Below are 26,243 nucleotides of genomic sequence, written 5' to 3' on the forward strand. Positions count from 1 at the left end.
CAGCAGAGGGAGAGCCAGGAAGAGGTTCCTTCGCCTGCCGATCCGGGCGATGCTTGCCAGCAAAGGAGCTGGCATGGGAACGGGACGTGAGGAAAAAACAGGGCTGTGATGCCGCGTCGGCCGCGCCGCTGCACGTACTGATGCTGCCAGGCCTGGATGGCACCGGCAGCATGTCGACCCCGTTGCTGTCCGCACTGCAGGCTCATGGGCTGACGACGCAGGCGATCGCGCTGCCTGCGCAGGGCGGGCAGGATTACGCCACGCTTGCCAGATGGCTGTGGCCGCAGCTGCCCCGCCACCCCTTCATCCTGCTTGCCGAGTCCTTCTCGGGGCCGTTGGCGATCGAGCTGGCCGCGCGCCCGCCCGCAGCGCTGCGCGGACTGGTGCTGGCCGCGACCTTTGCGCGCCGGCCCGTGCCATTGCCGGCAGCCGGCGCGGCACTGCGGTCACCGGCCTGGCCGGTGCCTCCCGTGGCGATGCTGGCGCGCCTGCTGCTGGGGCGGTGGCGCACCGGCGAGCACATGTCGATGCTGCGCGTTGCGTTGGCTCAGGTTCCAGCGACCACGTTGCGGCAGCGCGCCGCAGCGACCCTGCGGGTGGACGTACGCGCATTGCTGCCGCAGATCGGGGTGCCGACGCTGTGCCTGCAGGCGGGTCATGACCGGCTGCTGTGGCCACCGAGCGTAGCCGAGCTGCAGACCCTGCTGCCGGACGCGCGGCACGTGGCCCTGGACGGGCCGCATCTGCTGCTGCAGGCCTGTGCCGAACCGGCCGCCGCGGTGGTGGCCGGTTGGGTGAGGGCGCTGCCCGCTACCGGCTAATTGCCGGCGCGGGTGCGTGCGGCCTTCTTCGCCGCGGTCTTGCGTACCGCCTTTTTTGCTGCACGGGTCTTCGCGGCCTTCTTCGCTGCGGTGCTGCGTGAGGCGCTCTTCTGCGTTGCCTTCCCGGCGGCCGCCTTCTTTGCAGGGACCTTCGCAGGCGCCTTCTTCACCACCTTCTTTGCAGCAGTCTTCCTGGTGGCGGCCTTCTTCGCAGGCGTCTTCTTCGCAGCGGCCTTATTCGCCACCTTCTTCGCCGGCGCCTTGCTTGCGGAAGCCTTCTTCGCCGTTGTCTTTCTGGCCACCTTCTTCGTTGCCTTGCGCGCGCTGCCGCTGCGCTTGCCACCACCATCCTGCTTGTTCACGGTGGCCCAGGCGATGCGCTCGGCGGTGCCTTCACTGGCACCGCGTTCGCGCTCACTCTCTTCGATATGCTCGGCCTGGCGCTTCTGCTTGTCGGTATAGGCGGATTTGTCACCACGGGGCATGGGGATTCTCCTGTCGGATGGTCAGGCCAGCAGGCGCAGCTTCGGCTCGCGTGCCCACTGGCGGGTGGCGGCAGCGGCGAGGAAGGCCTTGCTGTCTTCGGCCTCCACGGTGCCGGCATCGTTGCCGACGCGCGCTGCCTTCAACAGGGCCTGTGCGCCTTCGTCACTGGCGATGGCTTTCAGGTGCGCCCAGGCATCGCTGACAAAGCCCACGGCTGCCGCTTCCTTGGCCAAGGCCTTGCCGGCGTCGGCACTCAGCACGACCGCCACTGCGTCGAACACCACCGACGGGGTACCGGCCAGCTGTCCATCGGCGGCCTGCGTTTTGCCGTCGCTGAGCGTGGCACCGCCAATTTTCGGTGCGACCAGCTTGACGCTGGCGCCGGCCTTTTCGGCGGACTTGCGCAGAGTGGCGATCACCCGTGCATCGGAGCCCTCGTCGAACAGGATGCCGATGCAGCGCCCCTGCAGCAGGGGCTTGTTGCGGCCGATCACGCGGACCTCGGGTGCGGCGGGCAGGTCCTGTGCAGGGGTTGCCGTCGGTGCCGGGGCGGGCAGGGTGCCCAGTGCCAGCCCGTCGGCCACGCGCTTGGCCAGTCCTTCGTCGATGTTGCGCAGATGGCTGACGGTGCGCACGCGCACCTTCTCGGTTTCCACCTTCGACAACTCGAACACCAGCGCCGAGGCCAGGTGCGCCTGTTCCGGTTTTTCCAGGCTGCGGAAGAACATCCGCGCCTGGCTGTAGTGGTCGGCAAAGCTCTCCGCGCGGGTGCGGCCCTTGCGCCCATCATCGGCGCTGGCGTGGCTGCGGAAACCGGCGGGCGTCTCGCGCGGGCTGTCTTCCTGCAGCGAACTGGGGTCGTAGGCCACGCGCCCCTTCGGCACCTGCATCTGCATGTGGCCATCGCGCTGATGGTTGGCGAATGGGCACTTCGGTGCGTTGATCGGAATCTGGTTGAAGTTCGGTCCGCCCAGGCGGATCAGCTGGGTATCCAGATAGGAGAACAGCCGCCCCTGCAGCAGCGGGTCATTGCTGAAGTCGATGCCCGGCGGCACGTTGGCCGGGCAGAAGGCGACCTGCTCGGTCTCGGCGAAGAAGTTGTCCGGCCAGCGGTCCAGCACCATGCGTCCGATCACCTGCAGCGGCACCAGCGACTCGGGGATGATCTTGGTCGGGTCCAGGTGGTCGAACGGGAAGCCATCGGCCTGTTCTTCGGTAAACAGCTGCACGGCCAGCTCCCACTCGGGGAAGTCGCCGCGCTGGATCGCCTCGAACAGGTCGCGGCGGTGGAAATCGTTGTCGGCGGCCTGCAGCTTCAGCGCCTCGTCCCAGACGGTGGACTGCAGCCCCAGCTTCGGCCGCCAGTGGAACTTGACGAAGGTGGAGTTCCCTTCCTCATCCAGCAGGCGGAAGCTGTGGATGCCGAAGCCTTCGATGGTGCGCAGCGAGCGCGGAATCGTTCGATCGCTCATCGCCCACATGATCATGTGCATCGATTCGGGCATCAGCGAGACGAAATCCCAGAACGTGTCGTGTGCGCTGGCTGCCTGCGGGAAGGCGCGGTCCGGTTCCATCTTCACCGCATGGATCAGGTCGGGGAACTTGATCGCGTCCTGGATGAAGAACACCGGAATGTTGTTGCCGACGAGGTCCCAGTTGCCTTCCCTGGTGTAGAACTTCACCGCGAAGCCGCGCACGTCGCGCGGGGTGTCGACCGAGCCGGCGCCGCCGGCAACCGTGGAGAAGCGGGTGAACACCGGCGTCTTCACCCCGACCTCGGTGAGGATCTTCGCCCGGGTCACCTTGCCCAGCGAGCGGGTCAGTTCGAAGAAGCCGTGGGCGGCCGAACCGCGCGCGTGGACGATGCGCTCGGGAATACGCTCGTGGTCGAAGTGGGTGATCTTCTCGCGCAGCAGGAAGTCTTCCAGCAGGGTGGGTCCACGCGGTCCCTGGCGCAGGGAGTTCTGGTTGTCTGCAACCGGAATGCCCTGGCTGCTGGTCAGTACCGGATGGGCGCCTCCTGCGAGCTGATGCAGTTCATCGCCCTGGCCGCGGCTGTCACGGTCGGCGGAGGTGGTGGCGGGAGCGCGCTTGCCGGTCGGCTTGCTGGCGGCCATGGAGGATCTCCTGGAGCGGGTAGGGGGCAGACTCCAGACAGTGGCGCCGCCGGCGTTAATGCACGGTCCCGTGGGAGTGAACGCGCAGACAAATCGGCGGCTCGGGTATGCTTGCCGCATGCGAGTCGAACCCGCCGACATCGAAGCCCTGTTCGACGCCATTCCGGACGTGCTGTTCTTCATGAAGGACCGCCAGGGCCGCTACACCTACGTCAACCAGACCATGCTGCGACGGCTGGGCCTGCGTGCGCGCAAGGACGTGATCGGACGCACCGCGGCCGAGATCTACCCAACCGGCCTGAGTGCGGACTATGTCGACCAGGACGCACGCGTGCTGTCCGGCGAGGTGATCGAGAACCTCATGGAGCTGCACCTGTTCGCCAACCGCGAACCGGGCTGGTGCCTGACCTGCAAACGCCCGCTGCTGGTGGACGGGCAGGTCGAGGGGCTGATCGGCATTTCCCGCGACCTCGGCCAGAAGGACAGCCTGGGGACCCAGTACGAGCAGCTTCGTCTGGCCTTGGCCCACCTCAATACGCACTACGCCGAGAACGTGCGGATGCAGACGCTGCTGGACATCACCGGGTTCTCGTTGTCCAAGCTGGAGCGCAGCTTCCGCAAGGTGTTCCAGATGACGCCGCAGCAGGTGCTGACCCGGCTGCGGATCCAGATGGCCATGCACCTGCTGCATGGCAACGAGAGCATCGCCTGCATCGGCCAGGCCTGCGGTTTCAGCGACCAGAGCGCGTTCACCCGCAAGTTCAAGGCTGAAACCGGTTTCTCCCCGCGCGCCTACCGCGCCCGTATCGGCGGCAATGTCGGCGAGCCGGTACCGGCCTGAGTTTCCTGCTGCGCTGTGCCTATCCCCGCGGCGGCTGGACACGGTAAGGTGTCGCCCTTGTAGCCGCCGCCAGCCCTGCCGATGCCCGCCACCCCCGATACGACCGCTTCGCCCTCCCGCCTCGGCCATTCGCTCAAGCCACGCCAGCTGATCATGATGGGGCTGGGCAGCGCCATCGGCGCCGGCCTGTTCCTCGGCTCCGGCGTGGGCGTGCAGGCGGCCGGCCCGGCGGTGCTGGTGTCCTACCTGGTGGCCGGTGCGCTGGTGATCATCGTGATGAACGCGCTGGGCGAAATGGCCGCGGCCAAGCCGACCAGCGGTGCGTTCTCGGTGTATGCGGCCGATGCCATGGGCGCCACCGCCGGTGCCACCGTGGGCTGGCTGTGGTGGGTGCAGCTGGTCATCGTGATCGCCGCCGAGGCGGTGGGGGCGGCCGGATTGCTGGCCACGGTCTGGCCGGTGGTGCCGGTACCGATGGCGGCATTGGCCTTCATGCTGTTCTTCACCGCGATCAACCTGCTCGGGGTGAAGAACTTCGGCGAGTTCGAATTCTGGTTCGCCATCCTCAAGGTAGCGGCGATCCTGGCCTTCATCGCCGTGGGCGTGGCGCTGCTGATGGGCTGGCTGCCGCAGGTGGCCTCGCCGGGCCTGAGCAACTTCACCGAGCATGGTGGCTTCGCACCGAAGGGCCTGGCCGGCATCGGCGCGGCGCTGCTGGTGGTGGTGTTCGCTTTCGGTGGCACCGAAATCGTGGCCGTCGCTGCGGCGGAGACCGAAGACCCCGAGCGCAGCATCGCCCGTGCCATCCGCACCGTGGCCTGGCGCATCCTGGTGTTCTACATCGGTTCGCTGAGCGTGATCATCGCTGTGGTGCCGTGGACCAGCGAAGCGCTGAAGTCGCCGTTTGCCGCGGTTCTCGATGTCGCCAATATTCCGGGCGCGGCCACCGCCATCACCCTGATCGCGGTGATCGCCCTGCTGTCAGCGCTCAATGCCAACCTCTACGGCGCCTCGCGCATGATGTATTCGCTGGCGCAACGCCGCGAAGCACCGGCCGTGCTGGGCTGGACCGATCCGCGCCAGGTGCCGGTGATCGCGGTGCTGGCCAGCGTCCTGTTCGGCTTTGCTGCCACCATCATGGAACTGCTGTTCCCGGACAAGGTGTTGCCGGTGCTGCTGAACATCGTCGGTTCCACCTGCCTGCTGGTGTGGACGTTGTCGCTGGTCTCGCAGCTGGTGCTGCGCCGTCGCGCCGACCGCCTGGGCACGCGCCTGCCGTTCCGCATGGCGGGCTTCCCGTGGCTGACCGTCTGTGCGCTGGCGATCCTGGCGCTGATCTTCGGCCTGCTGCTGAGTGAAGCGCATACGCGCCTGCAGTTCCTGTCGATGGTAGCGCTGACGGCGACCATCGCGGCCAGCAGCGCCATCGCCCGGCGCATGCGCGAGGCGTGATGGGGCCGCCGGGCATGGCCCGGCGCTACCGATACGCCGCGCCCACATTCCGCGTGCCATCCTGATCGGGTGGGCCATCACCGGCCCGACGAACGGGAGCACCGCATGCTGCGCAGCCGTCCCTTCCTGATGTTCACCGGCCAGGCCGAAGCGGCGCTGGCCCTGTACGCCGAAGCCTTCGCCGAATTCCGCCTGCTGGCCCTGCAGCGCCACCCGGACGGGGCGGGCGCGGGCGTGCCCGGGCAGGTCCGCCAGGCCATTTTCCTGCTCGGCGGCACCCACTACCTGTGCTTTGACAGCCTGGATGTGCACGACTTCACCTTCACGCCCTCGATGTCGCTGTTCGTCGAGTGTTCCGGCGCCGAATCATTCGAGCGTGCCGCGCGCGTGCTGGGTGACGGCGGGCACTGGCTGATGCCGGTGGGCGAGCAGGATTTCAGCAGCCGCTACGGCTGGGTGCAGGACCGCTTCGGCGTGTCGTGGCAGTTGAGCCTGGGGCAGATGCCCGACCCGTGACGCGTTCTGCCGCTGCGCTCGCCGGGCATGGCTCGTCGCTACCGGAAAACAAGAACGGCCCGCTTGCGCGGGCCGTTCTCATTTCCGATGCCGCGATGGCTTACGCCTCGACTTCATCATCCTTGTAGGCATCGACCGGGATGCAGGCACACATCACGTTCTTGTCGCCGTACACGTTGTCGACGCGGGCTACCGGCGGCCAGTACTTCTGCAGCTTCAGGCTCGGCAGCGGGAAGGCGGCCAGCTCGCGCGGGTAGGCGTGGGTCCACTCGCTGGCGGTCACGGCCGTGGCCGTGTGCGGGGCGTTCTTCAGCGGGTTGTCCTCGCGGTCCAGGCGGCCGTCTTCGATCGCGGTGATCTCTTCGCGGATCTGGATCATCGCGTCGATGAAGCGGTCCAGCTCGTGCAGCGATTCGCTTTCGGTCGGTTCGACCATCAGCGTGCCGGCCACCGGGAAGCTCAGGGTCGGGGCATGGAAGCCGAAGTCGATCAGGCGCTTGGCCACGTCTTCGGCACCGATGCCGCTTGTCTTCTCCAGCGGACGCACGTCCAGGATGCACTCGTGCGCGACCAGGCCGTTGCGACCGGTGTACAGGGTCTTGAAGTGCGGGGCCAGGCGCTTGGCGATGTAGTTGGCGTTGAGCTGGGCAACCTGGGTGGCCTTGCGCAGGCCTTCGGTGCCCATCATCGCGATGTACATCCAGCTGATCGGCAGGATCGAGGCGCTGCCGAAGCTGGCGGCGCTGACCATGCCGACCGGACCGTTGTCACCCAGCTTGCCCGGCAGGAACGGGGCAAGGTGCGACTTGACCGCACACGGGCCAACGCCCGGGCCGCCGCCGCCGTGCGGGATGCAGAAGGTCTTGTGCAGGTTCAGGTGCGAAACGTCCGAACCCCACTTGCCCGGCTTGGCCACGCCGACCAGGGCGTTCATGTTGGCACCGTCGGTGTACACCTGGCCGCCATGCTTGTGGATGATCTCGCAGATCTCCACCACCTCTTCCTCGAACACGCCGTGCGTGGACGGGTAGGTCATCATGATCGCGGCCAGGCGGTCGCTGTACTTCTCGGCATTGAGGCGGATGTCTTCAACGTCGACGTTGCCGTTGGCATCGGTCTTGGTGACCACGACCTTCATGCCGCACATCTGCGCCGAGGCCGGGTTGGTGCCATGCGCCGAATCCGGGATCAGGCAGATGTCACGGTGATCTTCGCCACGCGAGCGGTGGTAGGCGCGGATCGCCAGCAGGCCGGCGTACTCGCCCTGCGCACCGGAGTTCGGCTGCAGGCTGACGGCGTCGTAGCCGGTGCACTCGACCAGCATTGCTTCCAGCGAATCGATCAGTTCCTTGTAGCCAAGCGCCTGCTCGGCCGGCACCAGCGGGTGGATCTGCGAGAACTCCGGCCAGGTCACCGGAATCATTTCGGCGGTGGCGTTGAGCTTCATGGTGCACGAGCCCAGCGGGATCATCGTGCGGTCCATCGCCAGGTCCTTGTCGGCCAGCGAACGCAGGTAGCGCAGCAGTTCGTGCTCGCTGTGGTGGGTGTTGAACACCGGGTGGGTCAGGAACGCGGACTGGCGCAGCAGGCCGGCCGGCAGCGCATCGGCGGTGCTGGCATCGAGCGCGTCCACATCAACGGTGGCACCGAACAGCGCGCCTACGGCGACGATGTCGGCGCGGGTGGCGGTCTCGTCCAGGCTGATGCCGACCGAACTGCTGTCGATCGCACGCAGGTTGTAGCCGGCGGCACGGGCCTTGGCATGGATCGCGTCGGCGTCGACACCGGTGACGTGCAGCGTGTCGAAGAAGTCGGCACCGACCTGCACACCGGCAGTGCGCAGCGCGCTGGCCAGGATGGCGGCCAGGCGATGGGTGCGGCGGGCGATGCGGGTCAGGCCTTCCGGGCCGTGGTAGACGGCATACATCGAGGCCATCACCGCCAGCAGCACCTGTGCGGTGCAGATGTTGGAGGTGGCCTTCTCGCGGCGGATGTGCTGTTCGCGGGTCTGCAGGGTCAGGCGGTAGGCCGGGTTGCCCTGTGCGTCGATCGAGACGCCGATCAGGCGGCCCGGCATGGAACGCTTGTAGGCGTCACGGCAGGCCATGAACGCAGCATGCGGGCCACCGAAGCCGAACGGCACGCCGAAACGCTGGCTGTTGCCGACCACGATGTCCGCACCCCATTCGCCCGGGGCGGCCAGCAGGGTCAGTGCCAGCAGGTCGGTGGCCACGGCCACCAGGCCGCCGCGCGCGTGCACGGCATCGACCAGCGCCTTGTAGTCGCCCACCTGGCCGAAGGTGTCCGGGTACTGCAGCAGCAGGCCGAAGGCTTCCGCTTCCAGCGCTTCGGCCGGGGTGCCCACGCGCAGCACGATGCCCATGGGCTCGGCGCGGGTGCGCAGCAGTTCCAGCGTCTGCGGGTGCACGGCGTCGTGCACGAAGAAGGTGTCCGACTTCGACTTGGCCGAGCGCTTGGCCAGGGTCATCGCTTCAGCGGCGGCCGTGGCTTCGTCCAGCAGCGAGGCGTTGGCGATTTCCATGCCGGTCAGGTCGGCGCACAGGGTCTGGAAGTTGATCAGCGCTTCCATGCGGCCCTGCGAGATTTCCGCCTGGTACGGGGTGTAGGCGGTGTACCAGGCCGGGTTTTCCAGGATGTTGCGCAGGATCACGTTCGGCGTGTGGGTACCGTAGTAGCCCTGGCCGATGAAGCTGCGCAGCACGGTGTTCTTGTCGGCGATCGCGCGGATCTTCGCCAGCGCCTGCACTTCGGTGATCGACTCCGGCAGCGCCAGCGGTGCCGGCGACTTGATCTTGGCCGGCACGATGGCATCGGTCATCGCATCCAGCGAGGCGTGGCCGATGACGCCGAGCATCTGCGCGATCTCGGCATCGTTGGGGCCGATGTGGCGCTCGACGAACGCCGAATGGTGCTCGAGCTCACGCAGGGAAGGGGTGTTCTGGGACATGGCGAAGGATCCGTCAGGAAAGGGCACACGCACGGGCACAAGCCGCCGGTCGGCGGTCTGCGGGCGCCCCTCTGTCCTTTTGCCTGAGAGTTTAAAAGCGCGGAAAACCGCAGCTTCGTGCCCCTTCGGCGCCGGATCGAACCGGTCTCTCCAGAGTTCTGTTACGGGTGGTATCGGGCCTGAGCGATTACGGGCGTTGCGCCTTCGGCAGCGGTGACCTGCTTCTCCCACCGTGTTGCCCGCCGATTATAGCTCGTTGCCGGCGCCTGACGGTGGCCCGGGCTGGCCTCACGGGGCTGAATGGCCGATGGCCCGGGCGTGCGTTCTGTGCATCCGTGCATGGCATCGCGCGCATTCCCCACCTATGATGGTGGGATTCTCGTATTCATCTGGCGCCGTCCCTGCTGCAGGGGATCGGCGCCCGCCGTGCGTGTCATGCATGGCCCTGCCGGACGCTTGCCCGATGACCGCCGCCGTTGCTCCTTCCACCCGCCGCATGGCCCTGTTGCTCGCTGGCCTGGCCATGTTCGGTCCGTTCTCGATCGACACCATCTTTCCCGCGTTTCCGCAGCTGGCCCAGCGTCTGGCGGTGGACGAGGTGGCGGTGCAGCAGACCATCAGCGTCTACCTGCTGTTCTACGGCCTGATGAGCCTGGCCCATGGCCCGCTGTCCGATGCGTGGGGACGCAAGCGGGTGATCCTCGGCGGCCTGGTGATCTTCGTCGGCGCCTCGGTGGGCTGTGCGTTGTCTACCGACCTGACCACGCTGCTGGCGTTCCGCGCACTGCAGGGCCTGTCCGCCGGCGTGGGCATGATCGTCGGCCGCGCGGTGATCCGCGATCTGTACCACGGCCACGACGCGCAGCGGCTGATGAGCCAGGTGTCGATGCTGTTCGGTATCGCCCCGGCCATCGCGCCGATCATCGGTGGCTGGATCCTGCTCAGCGGTGCCGGCTGGCCGCTGATCTTCTGGTTCCTGGTGGTATTTGCGCTGGTGCTGCTGGCGGCCACCGCGCGCTTCCTGCCGGAAACCCATCCGGTGGAGGCGCGGATCGCCCTGTCGCCACGCACGTTGCTGCGCGATTACGTGCGCATCGGCTTCAATCCGCGGTTCCTGCGCCTGGCCCTGGCCGGCAGCATCGGGTTCGGCGGCATCTTCCTGTACATCTCCTCGGCGCCGGCCATCGTGATGCAGCACCTGCATCTGGGTGAAGGTGGCTTTGCGTGGTTGTTCATTCCCACCATCGGCGGCATGACCACCGGTTCGTTCCTGTCCGGGCGCATGGCCGGGCACAGCACACCGACCCGGCAGGTCGCGCTCGGTTTCACCCTGTGTGCGGTCTCTGCCGTGTTGAACATCGGCTACGTCACCCTGGCGCCGCAGTTCGCGCTGCCGTGGGCGGTGATGCCGATCTTCCTTGGTGGCATGGGCATGGCGCTGATCTTCCCGATCCTGGCGCTGGCGGTGCTGGACATGTATCCGCTGCAGCGCGGCCTGGCGTCGTCGCTGCAGGCGTTCGTGCAGCTGATGATCAGCACCGTGGTGGCCGGCGTGGTATCGCCGCTGCTGCACAACAACCCGCTGCACCTGGCACTGGGACAGGCGGGCTTCTTCGCGGCCGGCTTCGTGTTCTGGTACTGGGAGCACCAGCGCGAGCGCGCATCAGAGGCAGCCAGCACGGCGCATTGAGCGTCGTGCAGGGGTAGGGCGCGTCATCACGCGCGGATCCGTTGCGGCGCTGCGGGCAGGGATTAGGCTGGGGTTTCCAGCGAGCCGGTTCGTGGGTGCACGACAGCCAGCCATTCCGATGTCGTCGCATGAGGTACCCGCATGGCTGCGCAGCAGACCTACCGCCTGTTCGAGGTGGCGCTGAAGGAGCGCCGCGTTCTTTCTCCTTCTTTGGACCGCATGGTGTTCACCGGCGCCGACGTGGCGCACATGAAGACCGAAGGCCCGGACCAGCGAATCAAGGTGTTTTTCCCCTTGCCCGGCCAGGACGCGCCGGACGTTCCCAGCGGCGAAGACTGGTATGCCCGTTACCGGGCACTGCCTGATGACGCGCGGCCGCCGATGCGCACCTTTACCCTCCGCCAGCTGCGTGCCGGCGAGTGCGAGGTCGACGTCGACTTCGTGCTGCATGGCCAGACCGGACCGGCCTCGCGCTGGGCCACGCATGCACGGCCGGGCGACCGCGTGGTGCTGCTGGCCCCCGATGCCGACTGTGCGGACAGCAGCGAGGGCTGGGAATGGAAGCCGCCAGCCGGGGTAGGCCAGGTGCTGCTGGTGGCCGATGAGACCGCATTGCCGGCGGTGGCCGGCATCCTCGATGAACTGGCCGGGCTGGCCGATCCGCCGCGCACGCTGGCCCTGCTGGAGATCGCCCAGGCCGGTGATGCGGTGCCGTTGAAGGCACCGGCCACGGCCGAACTGGTGTGGTTGCCACGCGGGCAGCAGGCCCATGGGCAGCGGTTGCTGCAGGCAGTACAGGCGCGGCTGGCGGCGGCCGCGACCGTCGCCGAGGCTGCCGAGCTGGACGACATCGACGTTGATGCGCAGATCCTGTGGGAGCAGGCTGACGCCAGCGCGGACGGCGCGCTGTATGCCTGGGTAGCGGGCGAGGCCGGCGCGGTGATGGCGATCCGCCGGCATCTGCTGAAGGACTGCGGCCTGGATCGCCGCGCGATCACCTTCATGGGGTACTGGCGGCAGGGGCGGGTACTGGACTGAGCCGCTACCGCACGGGCGTGAACCGGCATGCAGGGGGTGTGGGTTATCCTTGCGCCCCCGCAATGCAAGCCCCACTGATGTCGACCTCTTCCAAATCCCGCCGCGACCAGCGCCGTCGCCAGGAACAGCAGGCTGCCAACAAGGCCGCCGCCACCGCCTCGCCCGTCGAGCCGCACGCCGAGCTGCGCGACACGCAGCGCACGCTGCTGGCCGGCATCGTCCGTCGCGATGGCGAATGGGTGCTGGGCATGGATGGCCGCATCGCCGGCCAAAGCGAGAGTGCGGCCCAGGTACTGGCGCTGATCATGCAGGCCGGTGAACTGCACGAACGGCAGGGCACGCCGGTGCGCCTGATCTATTCGGATGCACTGCGCGATGCGGCGCAGGCCGAAGCCAACGAGAAGGGGCAGACCTTCGAGGAATTCAAGGCCGCGCTGGCCGCGCAGCTGGCGGCGAAGAAGAGCAACTGATCGTCATCGCGGTAGCGCCGGGCCATGCCCGGCGGCTTTTCATTACGCCGCTGCGCTCGCCGGGCATGGCCCGGCGCTACCGAAACGGAAAAGGGCGGATCCTCGCGGATCCGCCCTTTTTTCATTTCGCCGCCGGTGCCGCGTTGGCCTGCCAGCCGCACATCTGGCCTTCGTTCTGCTGCTTCAACCAGGCATTGACCGGGCTGAAGTACTCGATCATCGGGCCGGCATCGAGCTTGTCCGAGCCGGTCAGTTCCTTCAGCGTGGCCTGCCACGGCTGGCTGGCACCCTTGCTCAGCATCGCCCAGTACTTCTGGCCGGCTTCCTTGTTGCCGTAGAAGGTGCACTCGTGCAGCGGGCCCTTGAAGCCGGCGGCATCGCACAGGCCTTTGTAGAACTGGAACTGCAGGATGCGCGCCAGGAAGTAGCGGGTATACGGGGTGTTGCCCGGCACGTGGTACTTGGCACCCGGGTCGAAGAATTCCTCGCCACGGGCGCTGGCCGGGGCCACGCCCTGGTACTTGGCCTTCAGGTCCCACCATGCCTTGTTGTAGTTGTCCGGGGTGATCGAACCATCGAACACGCCCCAGCGCCAGCGGTCGATCATCAGGCCGAACGGCAGGAACGACACACCCGACAGCGCCATGCGCATCTGGTTGTTGATGACCGCTTCGCGGCTCTCGGTCGGCGCGTCGACCAGCCCGATCGAGCTGAGGTACTTCGGCGTCATCGCCAGCACGATGGTGTCGCCGATCGCTTCATGGAAGCCATCGTTGGCACCGCCCTGGAACAGCGGCGGCAGCGGGTTGTAGGCCAGGTCGTAATAGATGTGGCCCAGCTCGTGGTAGATGGTGGTGAAGTTCTCTTCGTTGGGCTTGATGCACATCTTGGTGCGCACATCGCCTTCCATGTTCATGTCCCACGCACTGGCGTGGCAGACCACGTCGCGGTCATCGGGCTTGATGAACTGGGTCTTGTCCCAGTACGACTGCGGCAACGACGGCATGCCCAGCGATACGTAGAAATCCTGTGCACGCTCGGTCATCTGCTTGGCGGTGCGCAGTTCGGCTTCGCGTTGCGCCTTGTACTGCGCGGCTACGTTCGCATCCTTGCCGGCCTTGGCCAGCGCCGCGCTCAGGTTGGTCTGGTACTGCTTTTCCAGCGCTGCAGTGATGTCCAGGCTGCCGGCGCCCGGGTACGGTTCCAGCTGGTCCCACAGGTTGGACCAGTCCTGCTGCCACATGTTGCCCATCAGGTGCGCGGCGATCAGGCCGTTGCCCACCTCGGCCTTGTCCTTGCCATAGGTCTTGTCCAGCTTGCCGCGCGCGTAGCAGTGCAGCTGCTCGTACATCGGCTTGACCTGTTCCCACAGGCGATCGGTTTCCGGGCCGATCTGCTCCGGCGGCATGTCATAGCCACTGCGCCACATCTGCCCGGCATCGGTGAAGCCCATGCCCTTGGCACCTTCATTCACCAGGCCGACGAACTTCTGGTAATCACCGCGCATGCTCTTGGTGGTGCTGTGCCAGCCCTGCCAGGCATCGAGCTGCTGGTCATAGTCGCGGCTGCGCGCCAGCACCTGCTCCAGTTCGCCCAGCTGGCGGCAGGAGTTGGGATCGTTGGCGTCGGTGCAGTACTTGCCTGCGCCGTAGCTGCCTTCCATGCGGGTGGCGATCTGGGTCAGTTCGGCCAGCTTGGCCGGGTCGCGCGGCGCCGGCATCGACGACATCAGCTTCAGCAGGTGGATCGCGCGCTTGCTGTCTTCGCTCATCGGCTTGCCGTCGAACTTGCCGGCCTGCTCGATCCAGCTGTTGAGCTGGGTCAGCGAACGCTCGTTGGCCTTGGCCGCGATGCGCTCTGAATCGCTGTTGATGTAGGTGGAGGACAGCCACTGCGCCGAGGTCATCTCCGGGTAGGCCGCCTTGAATTCGGCATTGATGCGGGCCACGAACTGGTCAGCGGTTTCGCCGGCCGGTGCACTGCTGCTGGCGGTCTCGGTGCCTGGGGCGGCTTCCTTCTTGCAGGCGGCCAGGGCCAGCGTGGCGGCGGCGATTGCCGAGGCCAGCAGGAGATGACGGTGTTTCACGGGCGATCCTTGGGTGGTGAACGACCGCCGAAGGCTAGTGGGCAGGCGTTGCCACCGCAAGTGGCGGAAGTCGGCCGGGCGGCGCCCAGGGACCGCGACATCGCATGCGCGCTGTCGCTCCCACGCTTCGCTGCGCGAAACGCGGGCCCCACTTACCAGCTCCCAGACCCCCGCCGCTTCGCGGCCGCCCCCTGACTCAGGGGGCTCTGCCCCAGACGCAATTCGGTGATGGCAGTAGATCCACGCCATGCGTGGATGAGATCTGTCAGAAATCGAGACTCAAATTCGGATCCGACCCCGTGCCGACCAACGGTCGGCACCCACCAACAGCAGCGGAAATCTGTCGAAGGCGGGGTGGGTCCGGTGGCGGGAGTGTCCGCGGCATGGATGCCGCGGCCAAGCCCCCATGGACGGGTTTACGGCGTCTCCCGCCACCGGACCCACCCCGCCATCCCTCAGGAAACCCGCTTCTGCGTTTGCTTCGGCTGTTGCTGTTGCTTGCAGCAGGTGCAGGGCTGCAAGCCCTGCCGAACAACCCTAACTCTCGCAGCCGGCGAACAGGTCGCGATCCCGCTCGTACAGCGAGGTCTTCACCTGCATCAGCCCCAGCACCGACGGGAACAGGTTGTCGTGGTCGGTGTAGCTGGCCGAGCGCTTGCGCACGCACTGCAGGTCCAGTCCACGGCTGCTGGCGAAGCCCGGCGAGAACCACATCGTCATCGGCACCCGGGTCTGCTCGGCCGGTGCGATCGCGTACGGCACACCGTGCAGGTACAGGCCCTTTTCGCCCAGCGATTCACCGTGGTCGGACAGGTAGATCATCGCCGTGTCGTAGTCCTGCAGGCCCTGCAGCGTGCCGATGGTCTTGCTCAGGAAGTGATCGGTGTACAGCACGGCGTTGTCGTAACTGTTGGTGATCTCTTCGCGCGAGCAGCGACCAATGTCCTGGGTGTCACAGGTCGGGGTGAAGCGACGGAAGGCGGCCGGGTAGCGTTCGAAATAGGCCGGGCCATGGTTGCCCAGCTGGTGCAGCACCACCACCCGATCACCCGGGCGCGCACGCACCTGCGTCGCCAGGTCCTGCAGCAGGATCTCGTCCATGCAACGGCCATCGGCACACAGCCCCGGCGTGGTCGCGTCCGACAGCGACTGGAAATCCAGGCCCTCGCATACGCCCTTGCAGCCGGACTGGTTGTCGCGCCACAGCGGTGCGATGCCCGCGCGGTTCAGTACATGCAGCAGCGATTGGTGCGCACGGATCTTCTTTTCGTCGTACTCGTGGCGTCCCCACGGCGAGAACAGGCAGGGCAGCGAAACCTCGGTGCTGGTACCGCAGGAGTGCATGTCCGGGAAATTGACCACCGCCGCCTGCGCCAGCTCCGGCGTGGTATTGCGGCCACCATTCAGGCCCCAGTTCTGCGCGCGCACCGTTTCGCCCATCACGATCACCAGCAGGCGTGGCTTGCTGGTCGCTGCGCGCGGGGTCGCCTTGGCATCGGTACCGATCGGCAGCTTCGGCGCGCGTTGCACCGGGTTGTCGCCGCGCAGGGCACGCGGCAGCCCCAGCAGCACATTGGCCGGCGTGGCCAGGTAGCGCACTTCGCGCTGGTTGCGCATCAGCGCCGACACATCCTGGAAGGACACCAGCGCGCCACCGAGTGCGGTGACCGCAGCGACCAGCAGGAAGCCGATGCGCCACAGCAGGCTGCGGCCCCAGCTGCGGCGGCGCAGGTCAACGCGCCACAGCACCACCATCGGCAACACAGCCAGCAGCAGGACCGGCCACAGCAGCGACACCGTCATCAGTTCGCGGCTTTCCTTGGGGTCGGTAGCCAGCACGTTGCGCAGCATGTCCGCATCCAGATAGATGTGGTAACGGCTCATGTAGTGCGCGGCAAACGCGGTGACCAGCAGCAGCAGGCTGATCACCACCTTGGCATTCCAGCGCCACACCAGGATGCCCAGCAGCACACCGTGTGCACCCAGCAGCAGCAACAACAGCGAAAGCGCATAGCGCAGGCTGCCCGGATGGCTGGCCATGGCGCTGTGCCAGAACAGGCCATTGCCGGCCACAGCGAAGAACAGGCTGGTCAGCACGATCAGCGCTTCGGTGGACAGCTGTGGCCGCCATGCGCGGATGCTGGCCAGTGTCGGCAGCCGCAAGGAACGTTGGACCGATGCGTTCATGCAATCGCCTCCTGGCGGGTCGAGCGATCCAACTGGCGGCGGACCATCAGGTACAGGCCCAGCGACAGCAGCCAACAGACCAAGGCGGTGGCAACGTCATGCGAAAGGAAGTGGGCGCCGCGCAGCTGTTGGCCGATGCCGAACACCAGGCCGCTGCCGAGGCCGATCCACAGCCCGGCCCAACGCCAGGCGGGGCGCCACAGCAGCGCGAAGAAGTACAGGCACATCCATGCGTATCCCGCGCTTGCGTGGCCGGCGGGGAAGCAGGCGCGGGCGGCCATGCCGGTCGGGCGGCTGCTGAGAAGACCGACGAACGGGTCGTGTCCGCCATAGCGCAGCAGATCCCACGGGCAGTCCATCGGCACCAGCGACTTCAGCAGCGAGATCAGCCCGGTGCCGAGTGCCACGGCCACCACCACATACAGCAGCGCCCAACGCAGCGTGCGATCGCGGCCGCGGCGCCAGTGGTGGAAGCACAGCAGCATCGCCACCAGTGCCGCAGCGGTGCTCAGCCACTTGCCGGCCTTGTGCACCACCGAACGCGTCAGCCATGCATCCTGCAGCGCCCAGCGGCCGCCTTCCAGCCGGAACAGATGGTCGGCCAGCCACTGGTCGCCACCCAGGCCCATCAGCACGGTGAACACCGCAACGCCGATGACAGAAGGCAGCCAAAGATGGGTAACGGCAAAACGCGACGCCAGCAGCGAGGGCGCAAAGGAGACTGCCGGGACAAGAGGGCGAGCGGGCATGCAGGGAAGGGGCCGTTACGGGAATCCGCGGCCATGCTCGTCACTGGCATGTCGGAGAAGGGTCGTACACGCGTTTGCGCCGGGTTAATCGGTGCCCGGCGCGAATCATCGTTCAGTCTTCGTCGTCGTTGGCGCCTGCACGCTCGGCATGGCAGGCCGCATCCCAAGCGGTGCCCGGAAGCAACTGCCAACGATTGCGATTGGCAACACCGATCTCGATGACCTGGGCCGGATCGACACAGGGGCTCATGGCCTTGTCCAGTACCAGCAGCCAGCGCTTGTCCGGCGCCTCGGCCAACCATGGACCGGCGTCGTGCCACTGCTCTGCCCACGGCCGCTTGAAGCCGAACTCGCGCACCGACCGGTCGGCCTGCAGCAGGTTCTGTTCGCGCCAGGCCACCAGCGCCAGCTCCGCATCGGGGCCGATCCGTGTGCCCACCCGGCGCATCACCGCCGACGCCGAGGCGTAGGGGTCCAGCGCCGGTATCAGCACCAGTCCGTACAGCATCCACAGCAGGCCGTGGGTGAGCAGTACCAGCGTGGCCGCGCGTCGTATCCGCAGCCACACCGCCAGCGTCGCCACGGCGATGGCGAAGGTCAGCAGGCCATCGCCGAACACGGGCAGCAGGGTGTCGGGCATCGCCCGCCGGGCCAGCTGCGCCTGCGCCCAGGGGCTGTCGGTCAGCATCATCACGCCAAGCGCGCCGGTGGCCAGCATCAGCAGCAGGCTGTAGCCGAACAGGTAGCGGCGCACGCACAGGCGACGCAGCAGGCCGGGCAACAGCGGCGCCACCGCCAGTGCCATCGCCGGCAGCATCGGCAGCACGTACACCTCGCGCTTGCCGGGGCTGGCAGTGAAGAACAGCAGGACCAGCGCGGCCCAGCCCAGCAGCAGCCACTGGCGCTGGTCGCCGCGACGCAGCCGGCGCCACCACGGCTTGACCATCAGCGGCAGCAGCAGGGCACCCGGCAGCCACAGCGTGGCGATCACCTGCAGGTAGTACCAGACCGGCTGGCGATGGTGCCAGGCGTTGGCATAGCGGGTGCCGGTCTGCTTGAACAACAGCTCGTGTGCGTACGACTGCAGCGATGCACTGGGTTCATGCAGCAGCGCCCAGCCCAGCGGTGCCAGCCACACCGCGGTACCCAGCAGGAAGGCCGGAATCAGCCACAGCAGGCTGGCGGGGTGGGGGCCGTCCACCGGCTGGCCGCGACGGCGCTGGTACAAACGCCAGCCCAGCCAGGGCAGCACCATCAGCAAGGGCAGGAAGCCCACCCCCTTGGTCACCGTGCCGACGCCGGCAGCAAAGCCGGCCAGCCACAGGGCCGGCAGGTTACGGCGCTCGCAGAGGTGGCGCAGCAGGCCCCACAGGGCCAGCGTGGTCATGCCCACCAGCACCATGTCGATCTGCGCGCGCTTGGCCATCAGGCCGAACTGCAGGGTGCAGAACAGTGCGCCAAGCGCGTACAACGAATGCCGTGGCGACCATAGACGGCGTGCCAGGTCGGACACCAGCCACAGGCTGAGCAGCGCGGCCAGCAGCGACGGCAGCAGGAACGACCACTGCCAGCTGCCGACCACCTGGTGGGCGGCGGCCTGCAGCCACATGAACACCGGCGGCTTCTCGGCGTACAGCTCGCTGCCCCGGTGTGGCAGCAGCCACTCGCCGCTCTCCACCATGGCACGTGCGGCCAGGACGAAGCGTGGTTCGTCCGGTGGCTGCGGCTGGCGCATGCCAAGCCCGGCCGCCAGCGCCATCACGATCAACAACCACAGCAGCGGCAGGTGCCAACGGCGGGGCAGGGCAACGGGCACGGCAGGCTCCGGGAGCAAAACGGCCATTCTGATGAGGGGCACGTGGGAAAGCCGTCGGAGCGGCCGGCATGGCGACCGCATTCCGACATCCGCAGCGCTACCATGGCATGAACTTCCGTGGATGTTTCGTGCATGCGCCTGTTGGTGATCGAGGACAACCGCCAGTTGGTGGCCAACCTGTTCGACTATTTCGAGTCGCGCGGGCATGTGCTCGACGTGGCCCCGGATGGCATCACCGGCCTGCACCTTGCCGGCAGCCACCCGTATGACGCGGTGATCCTGGACTGGATGCTGCCGCGCATGGAAGGCCCGGAGGTGCTGCGGCGGCTGCGCTCCGAGCATGCCTCGGAAGTGCCGGTGATCATGCTGACCGCACGCGACGAACTGCCGGACAAGATCGCCGGCTTCCGTGCCGGCGCAGATGATTACCTGACCAAGCCATTCGCATTGCCGGAACTGGAAGTGCGCCTGGAGGCGCTGCTGCTGCGCGCTCAGGGTCGCAATCCGCGCAAGCGCCTGCAGGTGGGCGACCTGGTGCTGGACCTGGCCAGCCTGGAGGCGCAGCGCGCCGGCCAGGTGCTGCACCTGTACCCGGCCTGCCGCAAGCTGCTGGAAGTGCTGATGCGCGCCAGCCCGGGCGCGGTCACCCGGCAGCAGCTGGAATTCGCCCTGTGGGGTGACGAACCACCGGACGGCGACCTGCTGCGCTCGCATGTGTACGAACTGCGCCGCAGCGTGGACGGCCCCTTTGCCGACAAGCTGATCCACACCCTGCCACGGGTGGGCTACCGGCTGGCGTCCACCGCAGGCGCGGACGCACGGAACGATGACGATGGCGCGTAAGCCCGGGCCGCTGTACCGGCGGGTGGTGTGGTGGCTGCTGGGCTACCTGGCGCTGATTTCGCTGGCGGTGTTCAGTGTGGGCAACTACGTGCACGAACACGCCGAGCACGCGGCGTGGCGCGCGCTGCTCAATTCCGAACTGGACAGCATCGTCGAGCACACCGAGCACGAGCCGCACTATCGCTGGCAGGACTCGGACACGCTGAGCCTGTTCCGCTTCAATGAAGCCAACATGCCCGCCAGCCTGCGCACCCTGCATCCGGGGTTGCATGACGGGGTGATGATCGGCGAGCGCGAGACGGCGGTGATGGTGCGCGATACCGGCTCGATGGGGCGGGTTGCGTTGGCCCTGGACATCTCCGATTTCCACGATCTGGAACAATTCGCAACGCGCTGGGTGATGCTGGCCGGCATCATCATGATCTTCGTCACCGTGTTGATGGCCTCCTTCGGCATGGAGCGCATGGTGCGCCCCTTGAGCCTGCTGGCCCAGCACATCGGTGCACTGCGGCCCGGCGTGCAGGGCCAGCGCATTGACGTCGATCCGCGCGGCAGTTCCGAGCTGCACACCATCGCCGATGCGCTGAACGATTACCTTGATCGCAACGAGCAGTTCGTCGAGCGCGAGCGGGTGTTCATCAGTACCGCAAGCCATGAACTGCGCACGCCGATCGCCGTGATGACCGGTGCGGCCGAACTGGCGCTGGAGCAGCCCGGCCTGCCTGAGCGCGCACGACAGCAGATGCAGCGCGTGCTGCGTACCGCGCAGGGCGTTGAGCAGCTGATCGAGCTGTTGCTGGTGCTGGCGCGTGATCCCGCTCGCCTGGCTGCCCGTGCCGAGCGCATCGCGCTGGACCAGCTGCTGCCGGAGATCGTCGACGACCATCGCCACCTGCTGGGCGACAAGGACCTGAGCATCGGCATCCAGGCCGCGCCGGTCGACATCGTCGCGCCGCTGGCGGTGGTGCAGGCAGCGATCGGCAACCTGCTGCGCAATGCCATCGAGAACAGCGGCCGCGGTCATATCGAGCTGCGCCTGACCTCGGCAGCGGTGTTGACCCTGCAGGACCCCGGCCATGGCATGAGCCCGGAGGAGATCGCAGCGATCCACGCGCGGATGGCCCGCGGTGAGCGCGGCGACCGCGGCGGCATCGGCCTGGAACTGATCGCGCGGCTGTGCGAGCACCTGGGCTGGACCCTGCAGCTGCAGCCCTGCCAACCGCGCGGCACCCTGGCCTCGCTCGACTTTGGTACATCGCGGCCAGGCTGACCTGTCCGTCGACCAGGGTCGACGCCTACCAGGCAATGGCCGCGTGCGTTCCGGTAGGTGCCAACCTTGCTTGGCACGCTGGCCGCGTCACCGCCCCGTTGGCCGCGCCACGTGCTGGTCGATCAGGATCACGTTGCCATCGGGATCGGTCAGCTGCAGATAGGCCGGACCTTCGCCATCGGGATCGGCACGCGCTGTGAGCGCGATGCCCTTGGCGTCCAGCTCGGCCTGTACCTCACGCACGTCCTGGAAGGACGCCAGTTCCTGCTTGTGCTGGTCCCAGCCGGGATTGAAGGTGAGCAGGTTGCCCTCGAACATGCCCTGGAACAGGCCGACCACGATGCCGTTGTTGCGCAGTACCAACCAGTTCTGCGCCGCATCACCACCGGTCACCGAGAACCCCAGCGCTTCGTAGAACGCACGTGAGGTGGCCAGGTCCTTCACCGCCAGGCTGACTGAAAAAGCGCCGAGTTGCATGGGGCAGGCTCCAGTAGGGAATGCAGCGATTCTCGGCAGGCCCACGCGCTGCCGCAAGCAGCGCAGCATGACCCTGCGTGAAGACTATGTTAATTTCGACCCGCGCCGCTTATGCGGCGCTTTTCTTTTCCGCTCTTTCGATCGACAGAGGATCCCATGCCGACCGAACCCGCTACTGCCCTGATCAGCAACGACATCGTTGGCCTTGGTCTGATCGCCGCCACCCTTGCCCTGATCTTCTGGGCCGCCAGTGGCCCGACGCCCCTGCTGAAGAAGATCTTCGCCTGGGTGCCTGCACTGCTGCTGTGCTATTTCATCCCCGCCATCTACAACACCGCCGGTGTCATCGATGGCCACAACACCTCGCTGTACAACCCGGTCGCCCGCGATGTGCTGTTGCCGGCGGCGCTGGTCCTGCTGACCCTGTCGATCGACCTGAAGGGCATCGCCAAGCTGGGGCCGAAGCTGCTGCTGGTGTTCTGCGCCGGCACCGCCGGCATCATGCTCGGCGCCATCGTCTCCTTCCAGGTGATGAAGCTGATCCATCCGGAAACCGTGGCTGGCGACACCTGGGCCGGGATGGCCGCGTTGGCCGGCAGCTGGATCGGCGGTGGCGCCAACATGGTCGCCATGCGCGAAGTGTTCGGCACCGATGCCACCACCTTCGGCCAGTTCGCGGTGGTCGACGTGGCCTGCGCCAGCCTGTGGATGGCGATCCTGTTGTTCATGGCCAACCGCGCCCAGCAGATCGATGCCCGCAACGGTGCCGACACCCGCGCCATCGATGAGATGAAGGCGCGCATCAGCGCCTACGAGGCACAGAACGCGCGCATCCCCAGCATGACCGACCTGATGGTGATCGTCGGCGTGGCACTGGGCGGCGTCGGCCTGGCCCATGCCATCGCCGCACCGCTGTCGGGCTGGTTCAAGGCCAATGTCAGCTGGGCCAGCCAGTTCAGCCTCGACAGCCAGTTTGTGTGGGTGATCCTGCTGTCCACCGCGATGGGCCTGACGCTCAGCTTCACCCGTGCACGCCGGCTGGAAGCGGCAGGCGCCTCGCGCCTGGGCACCGTGTTCCTGTATTTCCTGATCGCCTGCATCGGCATGCAGATGAACCTGTTGTCGCTGCTGGATCGTCCGTGGCTGTTCCTGCTGGGGGCCATCTGGATGGCCACCCACGTGCTTGTGCTGTGGATCGTGGCCAAGCTGGTGCGTGCGCCGCTGTTCTTCTTCGCGATCGGTTCGCAGGGCAACATTGGCGCCGCCGCCTCGGCACCGGTGGTGGCGGCAGCATTCCATCCGACGCTGGCGCCGGTGGGCGTGCTGCTCGGCACGGTCGGTTATGCCACCGGTACCGGCCTGGCGTATGTGACCGGGCTGATCCTGAAGTGGATGGCCAACGGCTGAGCCCTCTCGCGGCCAGCGACGGAAATCAGGAACGGGTAGAGCCGAGCCCACGCTCGGCTGCTTTTCGCGGGACGCTGCCGGAACTGTGCGGCACATACCGGAACGTATGGCGCGTGCGCCGTAGCGTGGGAAGCTCCTGCCGGCGTTGCCGGCGACGTTTGATGGGGCCGTCGATGATGAAGCAATGGAGGTTTCGGGTTTCCGCACTGGTGCTGTTGCTGGCCAGCACGGGGGCCTTCGCGCAGGGACCGGTGAGGGCCGGCGGCGCCGATGTGCAGGTGCTGACCGATGCCGGTGCGCGCGAGGTGGCGGCACTGATCGCCCAGCCAGGGTTCGCCGATGCAGTGCGCAGCTCGCTGCATGCGGCGCCGGAGCAGGGCGTGCCGGTGCAATCGCTGATGGGCCGTTTCGATCCGAAGGCGCATACGCTGGCCAGTGCATCGCTGGCTGCTGGCGATCGCCAGCTGCGCCAGCGCAAGGGGCTCCCGGCACAGGGGCAGGGGCTGCTGCAGCTGCGTGCGTACGTGCCCGAGGGGCACTCGCTGGCGGCCATCAATGCGCATCCGCTGTGGGTGGCCAGTCTGCCGCGTGGCAATGATCGCGACTGGACCACGATCACCGCCTACGACGCGCAGGGCCGCGCGCATGTACTGGATGCGAAACGGGCCCCGGACTTTCCGGTGCTGATCGTCGACGTCGACACGCGGCGTGCCGTGCAGGAGGGCATGGCCCTGGTCAATGCGGGGCTGAAGGCCCGCGGCCTGCAATCGCCCGAACGCATCCAGCTGTCGGCTGACGGTACGCAGGCGTCGCTGGATATCACCCGCCTGGACCGCATCCGCCTGGCGGACGACCAGGAGCCCTGGGCGCTGGGGGCAGCCGAGGTGTTCGCTGTTGTTTCCGGTCTGCAGGTGGGCGCCACCGCACCGGAGATGGTCACCGTCGACATGCCGTACCTGGACTACGACGGTACCGACTACACCCCGCAGCAACCGCTGATCATCTGGGGCAACTATCGCTTCAACGCCGCCAACGTGCAGCTGTTCGAAGATGACGGCGATACCAACTACCAGGAGCTGCTGGTGGCGCTGAGCAACGGCGTCAAAGCCGCACTGGGCGCCTTCGCTCCTGAGTATGCCGTCATCGCCGACATCGCAGGCGCGATCCTCAAGGCCATGCCCACGTCGTGGTTTGCCAACGACATCGACTATATCGACAGCTACTACCTGTTGCAGCGCGGCCAGGCCTACCAGGACCGGATGGGAGCGGCCAACAACGCCAAGGTCACCCTGACCCCGATCACCCTCACGGAATAGTCCCGCCGGGTGGCGCTCGCAACCGCCGGCATCCACGAACAGAAAGGGGCCTGATCCGTTCTCCAGGGAAAACGGATCAGGCCCCGGATGATTCGCACCGTCACCGGAAATCTGTCAAAGGCGGGGCGGTGTGGGCTTGCAGGACCGTTGGCGCCATGGATGGCGCCATCGAGCCCCCATGGACGGGTTTACGGCGTGTCCTGCAAGCCCACACCGCCCCGCCCACCGACAGAAAACCCAGAGCCGGCTGTTGCTTTGGCTTTGGCTTTGGCTTTGGCTTTGGCTTTGGCTTTGGCTTTGGCTTTGGCTTTGGCTTTGGCCTCTGCGGGTGCCGGGCGGCAGCCCGGCCGATACCCCTCAGGCTGGCTGGCCGAGCTGTGCCGGCGCGCGCATCAACGTGTCACGCGGCAGTTCGCCGAACACTTTCCGGTAGTTGTCGGCAAAGCGGGAAAGATCCCACAGCCCGCAACTGAGGGCGATGGCCTTGACCGAGCGCCGGTTGGAATCGGCCATCGACAGGCTGCGGCAGGCCGCGCACAGCCGCAGCATCGACAGGTAGCGATTGGGCGAGGTGCCGAACAGATCCTCAAACGCATAGCGCAGGCCACGCTCGCTGACGCCGGCGGCGTCGCAGATTTCATTCATGTAGATATTGCGGCGAAGATTGAGGCGCATGAAGTTCTCCGCCCGCTGCGCGATCAGGTAATGCGTGCGGCGAGCGCGGCTGCAACTGGGCCGATCGGCTGGGCCGGCACCGAGCAGCGCCTGGACATGCTCGTGCAGCAGGCGCTCGGTTTCTTCCGGCTGCAGCCCACCACCCTGCCCCAGCTGCGCGTGCAGTTGCTGGTAATGGCGTACCAGCGGCATCGCATCATCGCCAAGGTTGAACAGTGAAAGCGCCTGCCCCGCCGGTGGCGTGCTGCGCAGGCTCAGCTCGGTCAACTTGCGCTGCACGCGCGCGACCGGCACCAGCATCAGCGTCATCTGGGTACCAGGGCTGAGAGTGAATTCACTGATGCCTTCGGGCATCACGGTCAAGGCCATGCCCGGCGTCAGCGGCACGCCATGGCACCAGCTCAATGCATCATCGGTGGTGTGCAGGTAGCCGAGCATTGCCCAGTCCGGCGGCAGCATGAAACGGCCGCGGCAGTGGAAGCCACAGGTGATGCTGCAGAACAGGGCTTCCTCGTGAACGCGCGAAGCAAATGCCGCGCGCGGACCATTGCCATCGAGCAGCAACAGTTCCACATCGCACACGCGGAGCACGCCGCTCAGCGTGGCCAGGTCGATTGACCTGAGATCGCCGTCGTCGTTGTCTTCCACCCCACCATCGACCATGACAGTGTCGTCCCCCGTTTGGCCTGCCGCACGACCCCGCCCCCACTGCCTGACAGGGCGCACGCCGTTTCCAAGAGCATCGTCCGTTGCCGAGATGGACGCTGCGATGCACGCGCGTCCCTCCCTGAAAATGCAAAACCTTGAATGCGAGTATGCCCGATAATCGGCAGTCGTAAACAGGATGTTTCGACGCTGCGGAATTATCAACTGCGTGAAGAAAATGTGCGCGCCGATGGCATGGTTTTCGCATGCGCGCGGATGGGCATCACATTATCTGCACGACCATGAATCGTTTTGCGCAGGAACGGATTTACGTCACAGATCCGCGCCGGAATATTCAGGCATCCAGCGAATC

Annotated in this window: 20 protein-coding genes and 1 riboswitch; of the genes, 11 read left to right on the top strand and 9 right to left on the bottom strand. The window is 66.8% G+C overall.

Translation table 11 applies throughout. From position 1 onward, the window contains the following. Positions 1-86: 86 nt before the first annotated feature. Positions 87-821: an alpha/beta fold hydrolase gene (locus tag AC3WTC_RS07020; protein ID WP_492711194.1), complete on the top strand. Its 735-nt coding sequence runs from the start codon at positions 87-89 to the stop codon at positions 819-821. On the opposite strand, the gene AC3WTC_RS07025 is transcribed toward AC3WTC_RS07020, so the two are convergent. After that, positions 818-1,306, bottom strand: a complete 489-nt coding sequence (locus tag AC3WTC_RS07025; protein WP_049468652.1) for a hypothetical protein — start codon at positions 1,304-1,306, stop codon at positions 818-820. The genes AC3WTC_RS07020 and AC3WTC_RS07025 overlap by 4 nt on opposite strands. A 21-nt stretch (positions 1,307-1,327) precedes the next feature. After that, complete coding sequence (locus tag AC3WTC_RS07030) at positions 1,328-3,424, bottom strand: catalase (protein WP_492711196.1); 2,097 nt, start codon at positions 3,422-3,424, stop codon at positions 1,328-1,330. A gap of 118 nt (positions 3,425-3,542) precedes the next feature. On the opposite strand from AC3WTC_RS07030, the gene AC3WTC_RS07035 reads away from it, so the two are divergent. From AC3WTC_RS07035 to AC3WTC_RS07045, 3 genes are all read left to right on the top strand, one after another. Beyond that, a complete protein-coding gene (locus AC3WTC_RS07035) occupies positions 3,543-4,265 on the top strand; it encodes an AraC family transcriptional regulator (RefSeq protein ID WP_025877061.1) in 723 nt (240 codons plus the stop codon). 81 nt (positions 4,266-4,346) lie between these two features. Beyond that, positions 4,347-5,717 carry an amino acid permease gene (locus AC3WTC_RS07040; RefSeq protein WP_032951979.1) on the top strand — a complete coding sequence of 457 codons (1,371 nt, stop codon included), beginning with the start codon at positions 4,347-4,349 and terminating at the stop codon, positions 5,715-5,717. 105 nt (positions 5,718-5,822) lie between these two features. Further along, the gene (locus tag AC3WTC_RS07045; RefSeq protein WP_025877065.1) at positions 5,823-6,233 is read left to right on the top strand and encodes a VOC family protein; all 411 of its coding nucleotides are present in this window, start codon (positions 5,823-5,825) and stop codon (positions 6,231-6,233) included. 100 nt (positions 6,234-6,333) lie between these two features. Here the strand turns inward: AC3WTC_RS07045 and gcvP are convergent, their stop codons facing one another. Then, positions 6,334-9,201, bottom strand: coding sequence for an aminomethyl-transferring glycine dehydrogenase (gene gcvP, locus AC3WTC_RS07050; protein WP_025877067.1), 2,868 nt, complete (start codon positions 9,199-9,201; stop codon positions 6,334-6,336). A gap of 61 nt (positions 9,202-9,262) precedes the next feature. Beyond that, positions 9,263-9,365, bottom strand: a riboswitch (glycine riboswitch). Positions 9,366-9,664: 299 nt separating this feature from the next. On the opposite strand from gcvP, the gene AC3WTC_RS07055 reads away from it, so the two are divergent. The 3 genes from AC3WTC_RS07055 (at position 9,665) to AC3WTC_RS07065 (ending at position 12,399) form a co-directional block, all read left to right on the top strand. Then, on the top strand, positions 9,665-10,891 hold the full coding sequence (locus AC3WTC_RS07055) for a multidrug effflux MFS transporter (protein WP_025877069.1): 1,227 nt from the start codon (positions 9,665-9,667) through the stop codon (positions 10,889-10,891). A gap of 141 nt (positions 10,892-11,032) precedes the next feature. Further along, positions 11,033-11,929, top strand: a complete 897-nt coding sequence (locus AC3WTC_RS07060) for a siderophore-interacting protein (RefSeq protein WP_180830844.1) — start codon at positions 11,033-11,035, stop codon at positions 11,927-11,929. 77 nt (positions 11,930-12,006) lie between these two features. Then, a complete protein-coding gene (locus AC3WTC_RS07065) occupies positions 12,007-12,399 on the top strand; it encodes a hypothetical protein (RefSeq protein WP_025877073.1) in 393 nt (130 codons plus the stop codon). 121 nt (positions 12,400-12,520) lie between these two features. On the opposite strand, the gene AC3WTC_RS07070 is transcribed toward AC3WTC_RS07065, so the two are convergent. The 4 genes from AC3WTC_RS07070 to AC3WTC_RS07085 all read right to left on the bottom strand — a co-directional run bounded on the left by AC3WTC_RS07070 (position 12,521) and on the right by AC3WTC_RS07085 (position 19,237). Continuing rightward, on the bottom strand, positions 12,521-14,485 hold the full coding sequence (locus tag AC3WTC_RS07070; RefSeq protein ID WP_025877075.1) for a M2 family metallopeptidase: 1,965 nt from the start codon (positions 14,483-14,485) through the stop codon (positions 12,521-12,523). A 537-nt stretch (positions 14,486-15,022) separates the two neighbouring features. Continuing rightward, positions 15,023-16,672 carry a phosphoethanolamine transferase gene (locus AC3WTC_RS07075; protein WP_492711201.1) on the bottom strand — a complete coding sequence of 550 codons (1,650 nt, stop codon included), beginning with the start codon at positions 16,670-16,672 and terminating at the stop codon, positions 15,023-15,025. Beyond that, a complete protein-coding gene (locus AC3WTC_RS07080; protein WP_313282223.1) occupies positions 16,669-17,421 on the bottom strand; it encodes a phosphatase PAP2 family protein in 753 nt (250 codons plus the stop codon). Before AC3WTC_RS07080 ends, AC3WTC_RS07075 begins: the two co-directional genes overlap by 4 nt. Before the next feature lie 112 nt (positions 17,422-17,533). Next, positions 17,534-19,237: an ArnT family glycosyltransferase gene (locus AC3WTC_RS07085; RefSeq protein WP_492711203.1), complete on the bottom strand. Its 1,704-nt coding sequence runs from the start codon at positions 19,235-19,237 to the stop codon at positions 17,534-17,536. Positions 19,238-19,369: 132 nt separating this feature from the next. Here AC3WTC_RS07085 and AC3WTC_RS07090 point away from each other — a divergent pair, with 132 nt between their 5' ends. Together AC3WTC_RS07090 and AC3WTC_RS07095 are read left to right on the top strand one after the other, a co-directional pair. Continuing rightward, positions 19,370-20,080, top strand: coding sequence for a response regulator transcription factor (locus tag AC3WTC_RS07090; RefSeq protein ID WP_025877081.1), 711 nt, complete (start codon positions 19,370-19,372; stop codon positions 20,078-20,080). Further along, a complete protein-coding gene (locus AC3WTC_RS07095) occupies positions 20,070-21,350 on the top strand; it encodes a sensor histidine kinase (protein WP_032951976.1) in 1,281 nt (426 codons plus the stop codon). Before AC3WTC_RS07090 ends, AC3WTC_RS07095 begins: the two co-directional genes overlap by 11 nt. Before the next feature lie 87 nt (positions 21,351-21,437). Here AC3WTC_RS07095 and AC3WTC_RS07100 read toward each other — a convergent pair whose 3' ends face one another. Beyond that, positions 21,438-21,827, bottom strand: coding sequence for a VOC family protein (locus AC3WTC_RS07100; protein ID WP_025877085.1), 390 nt, complete (start codon positions 21,825-21,827; stop codon positions 21,438-21,440). 156 nt (positions 21,828-21,983) lie between these two features. On the opposite strand from AC3WTC_RS07100, the gene AC3WTC_RS07105 reads away from it, so the two are divergent. Both AC3WTC_RS07105 and AC3WTC_RS07110 read left to right on the top strand, forming a co-directional pair. Continuing rightward, entirely contained in the window at positions 21,984-23,234 is a 1,251-nt protein-coding gene (locus AC3WTC_RS07105) for a DUF819 family protein (protein ID WP_025877087.1), read from the top strand. Positions 23,235-23,410: 176 nt separating this feature from the next. After that, positions 23,411-24,550 carry a DUF3103 family protein gene (locus AC3WTC_RS07110; protein ID WP_492711207.1) on the top strand — a complete coding sequence of 380 codons (1,140 nt, stop codon included), beginning with the start codon at positions 23,411-23,413 and terminating at the stop codon, positions 24,548-24,550. 357 nt (positions 24,551-24,907) lie between these two features. Here AC3WTC_RS07110 and AC3WTC_RS07115 read toward each other — a convergent pair whose 3' ends face one another. Next, positions 24,908-25,888: an AraC family transcriptional regulator gene (locus tag AC3WTC_RS07115; protein ID WP_025878548.1), complete on the bottom strand. Its 981-nt coding sequence runs from the start codon at positions 25,886-25,888 to the stop codon at positions 24,908-24,910. Positions 25,889-26,243 lie beyond the last annotated feature (355 nt).

The sequence above is a fragment of the Stenotrophomonas sp. FW305-C-20-S1 genome, from assembly GCF_058783335.1.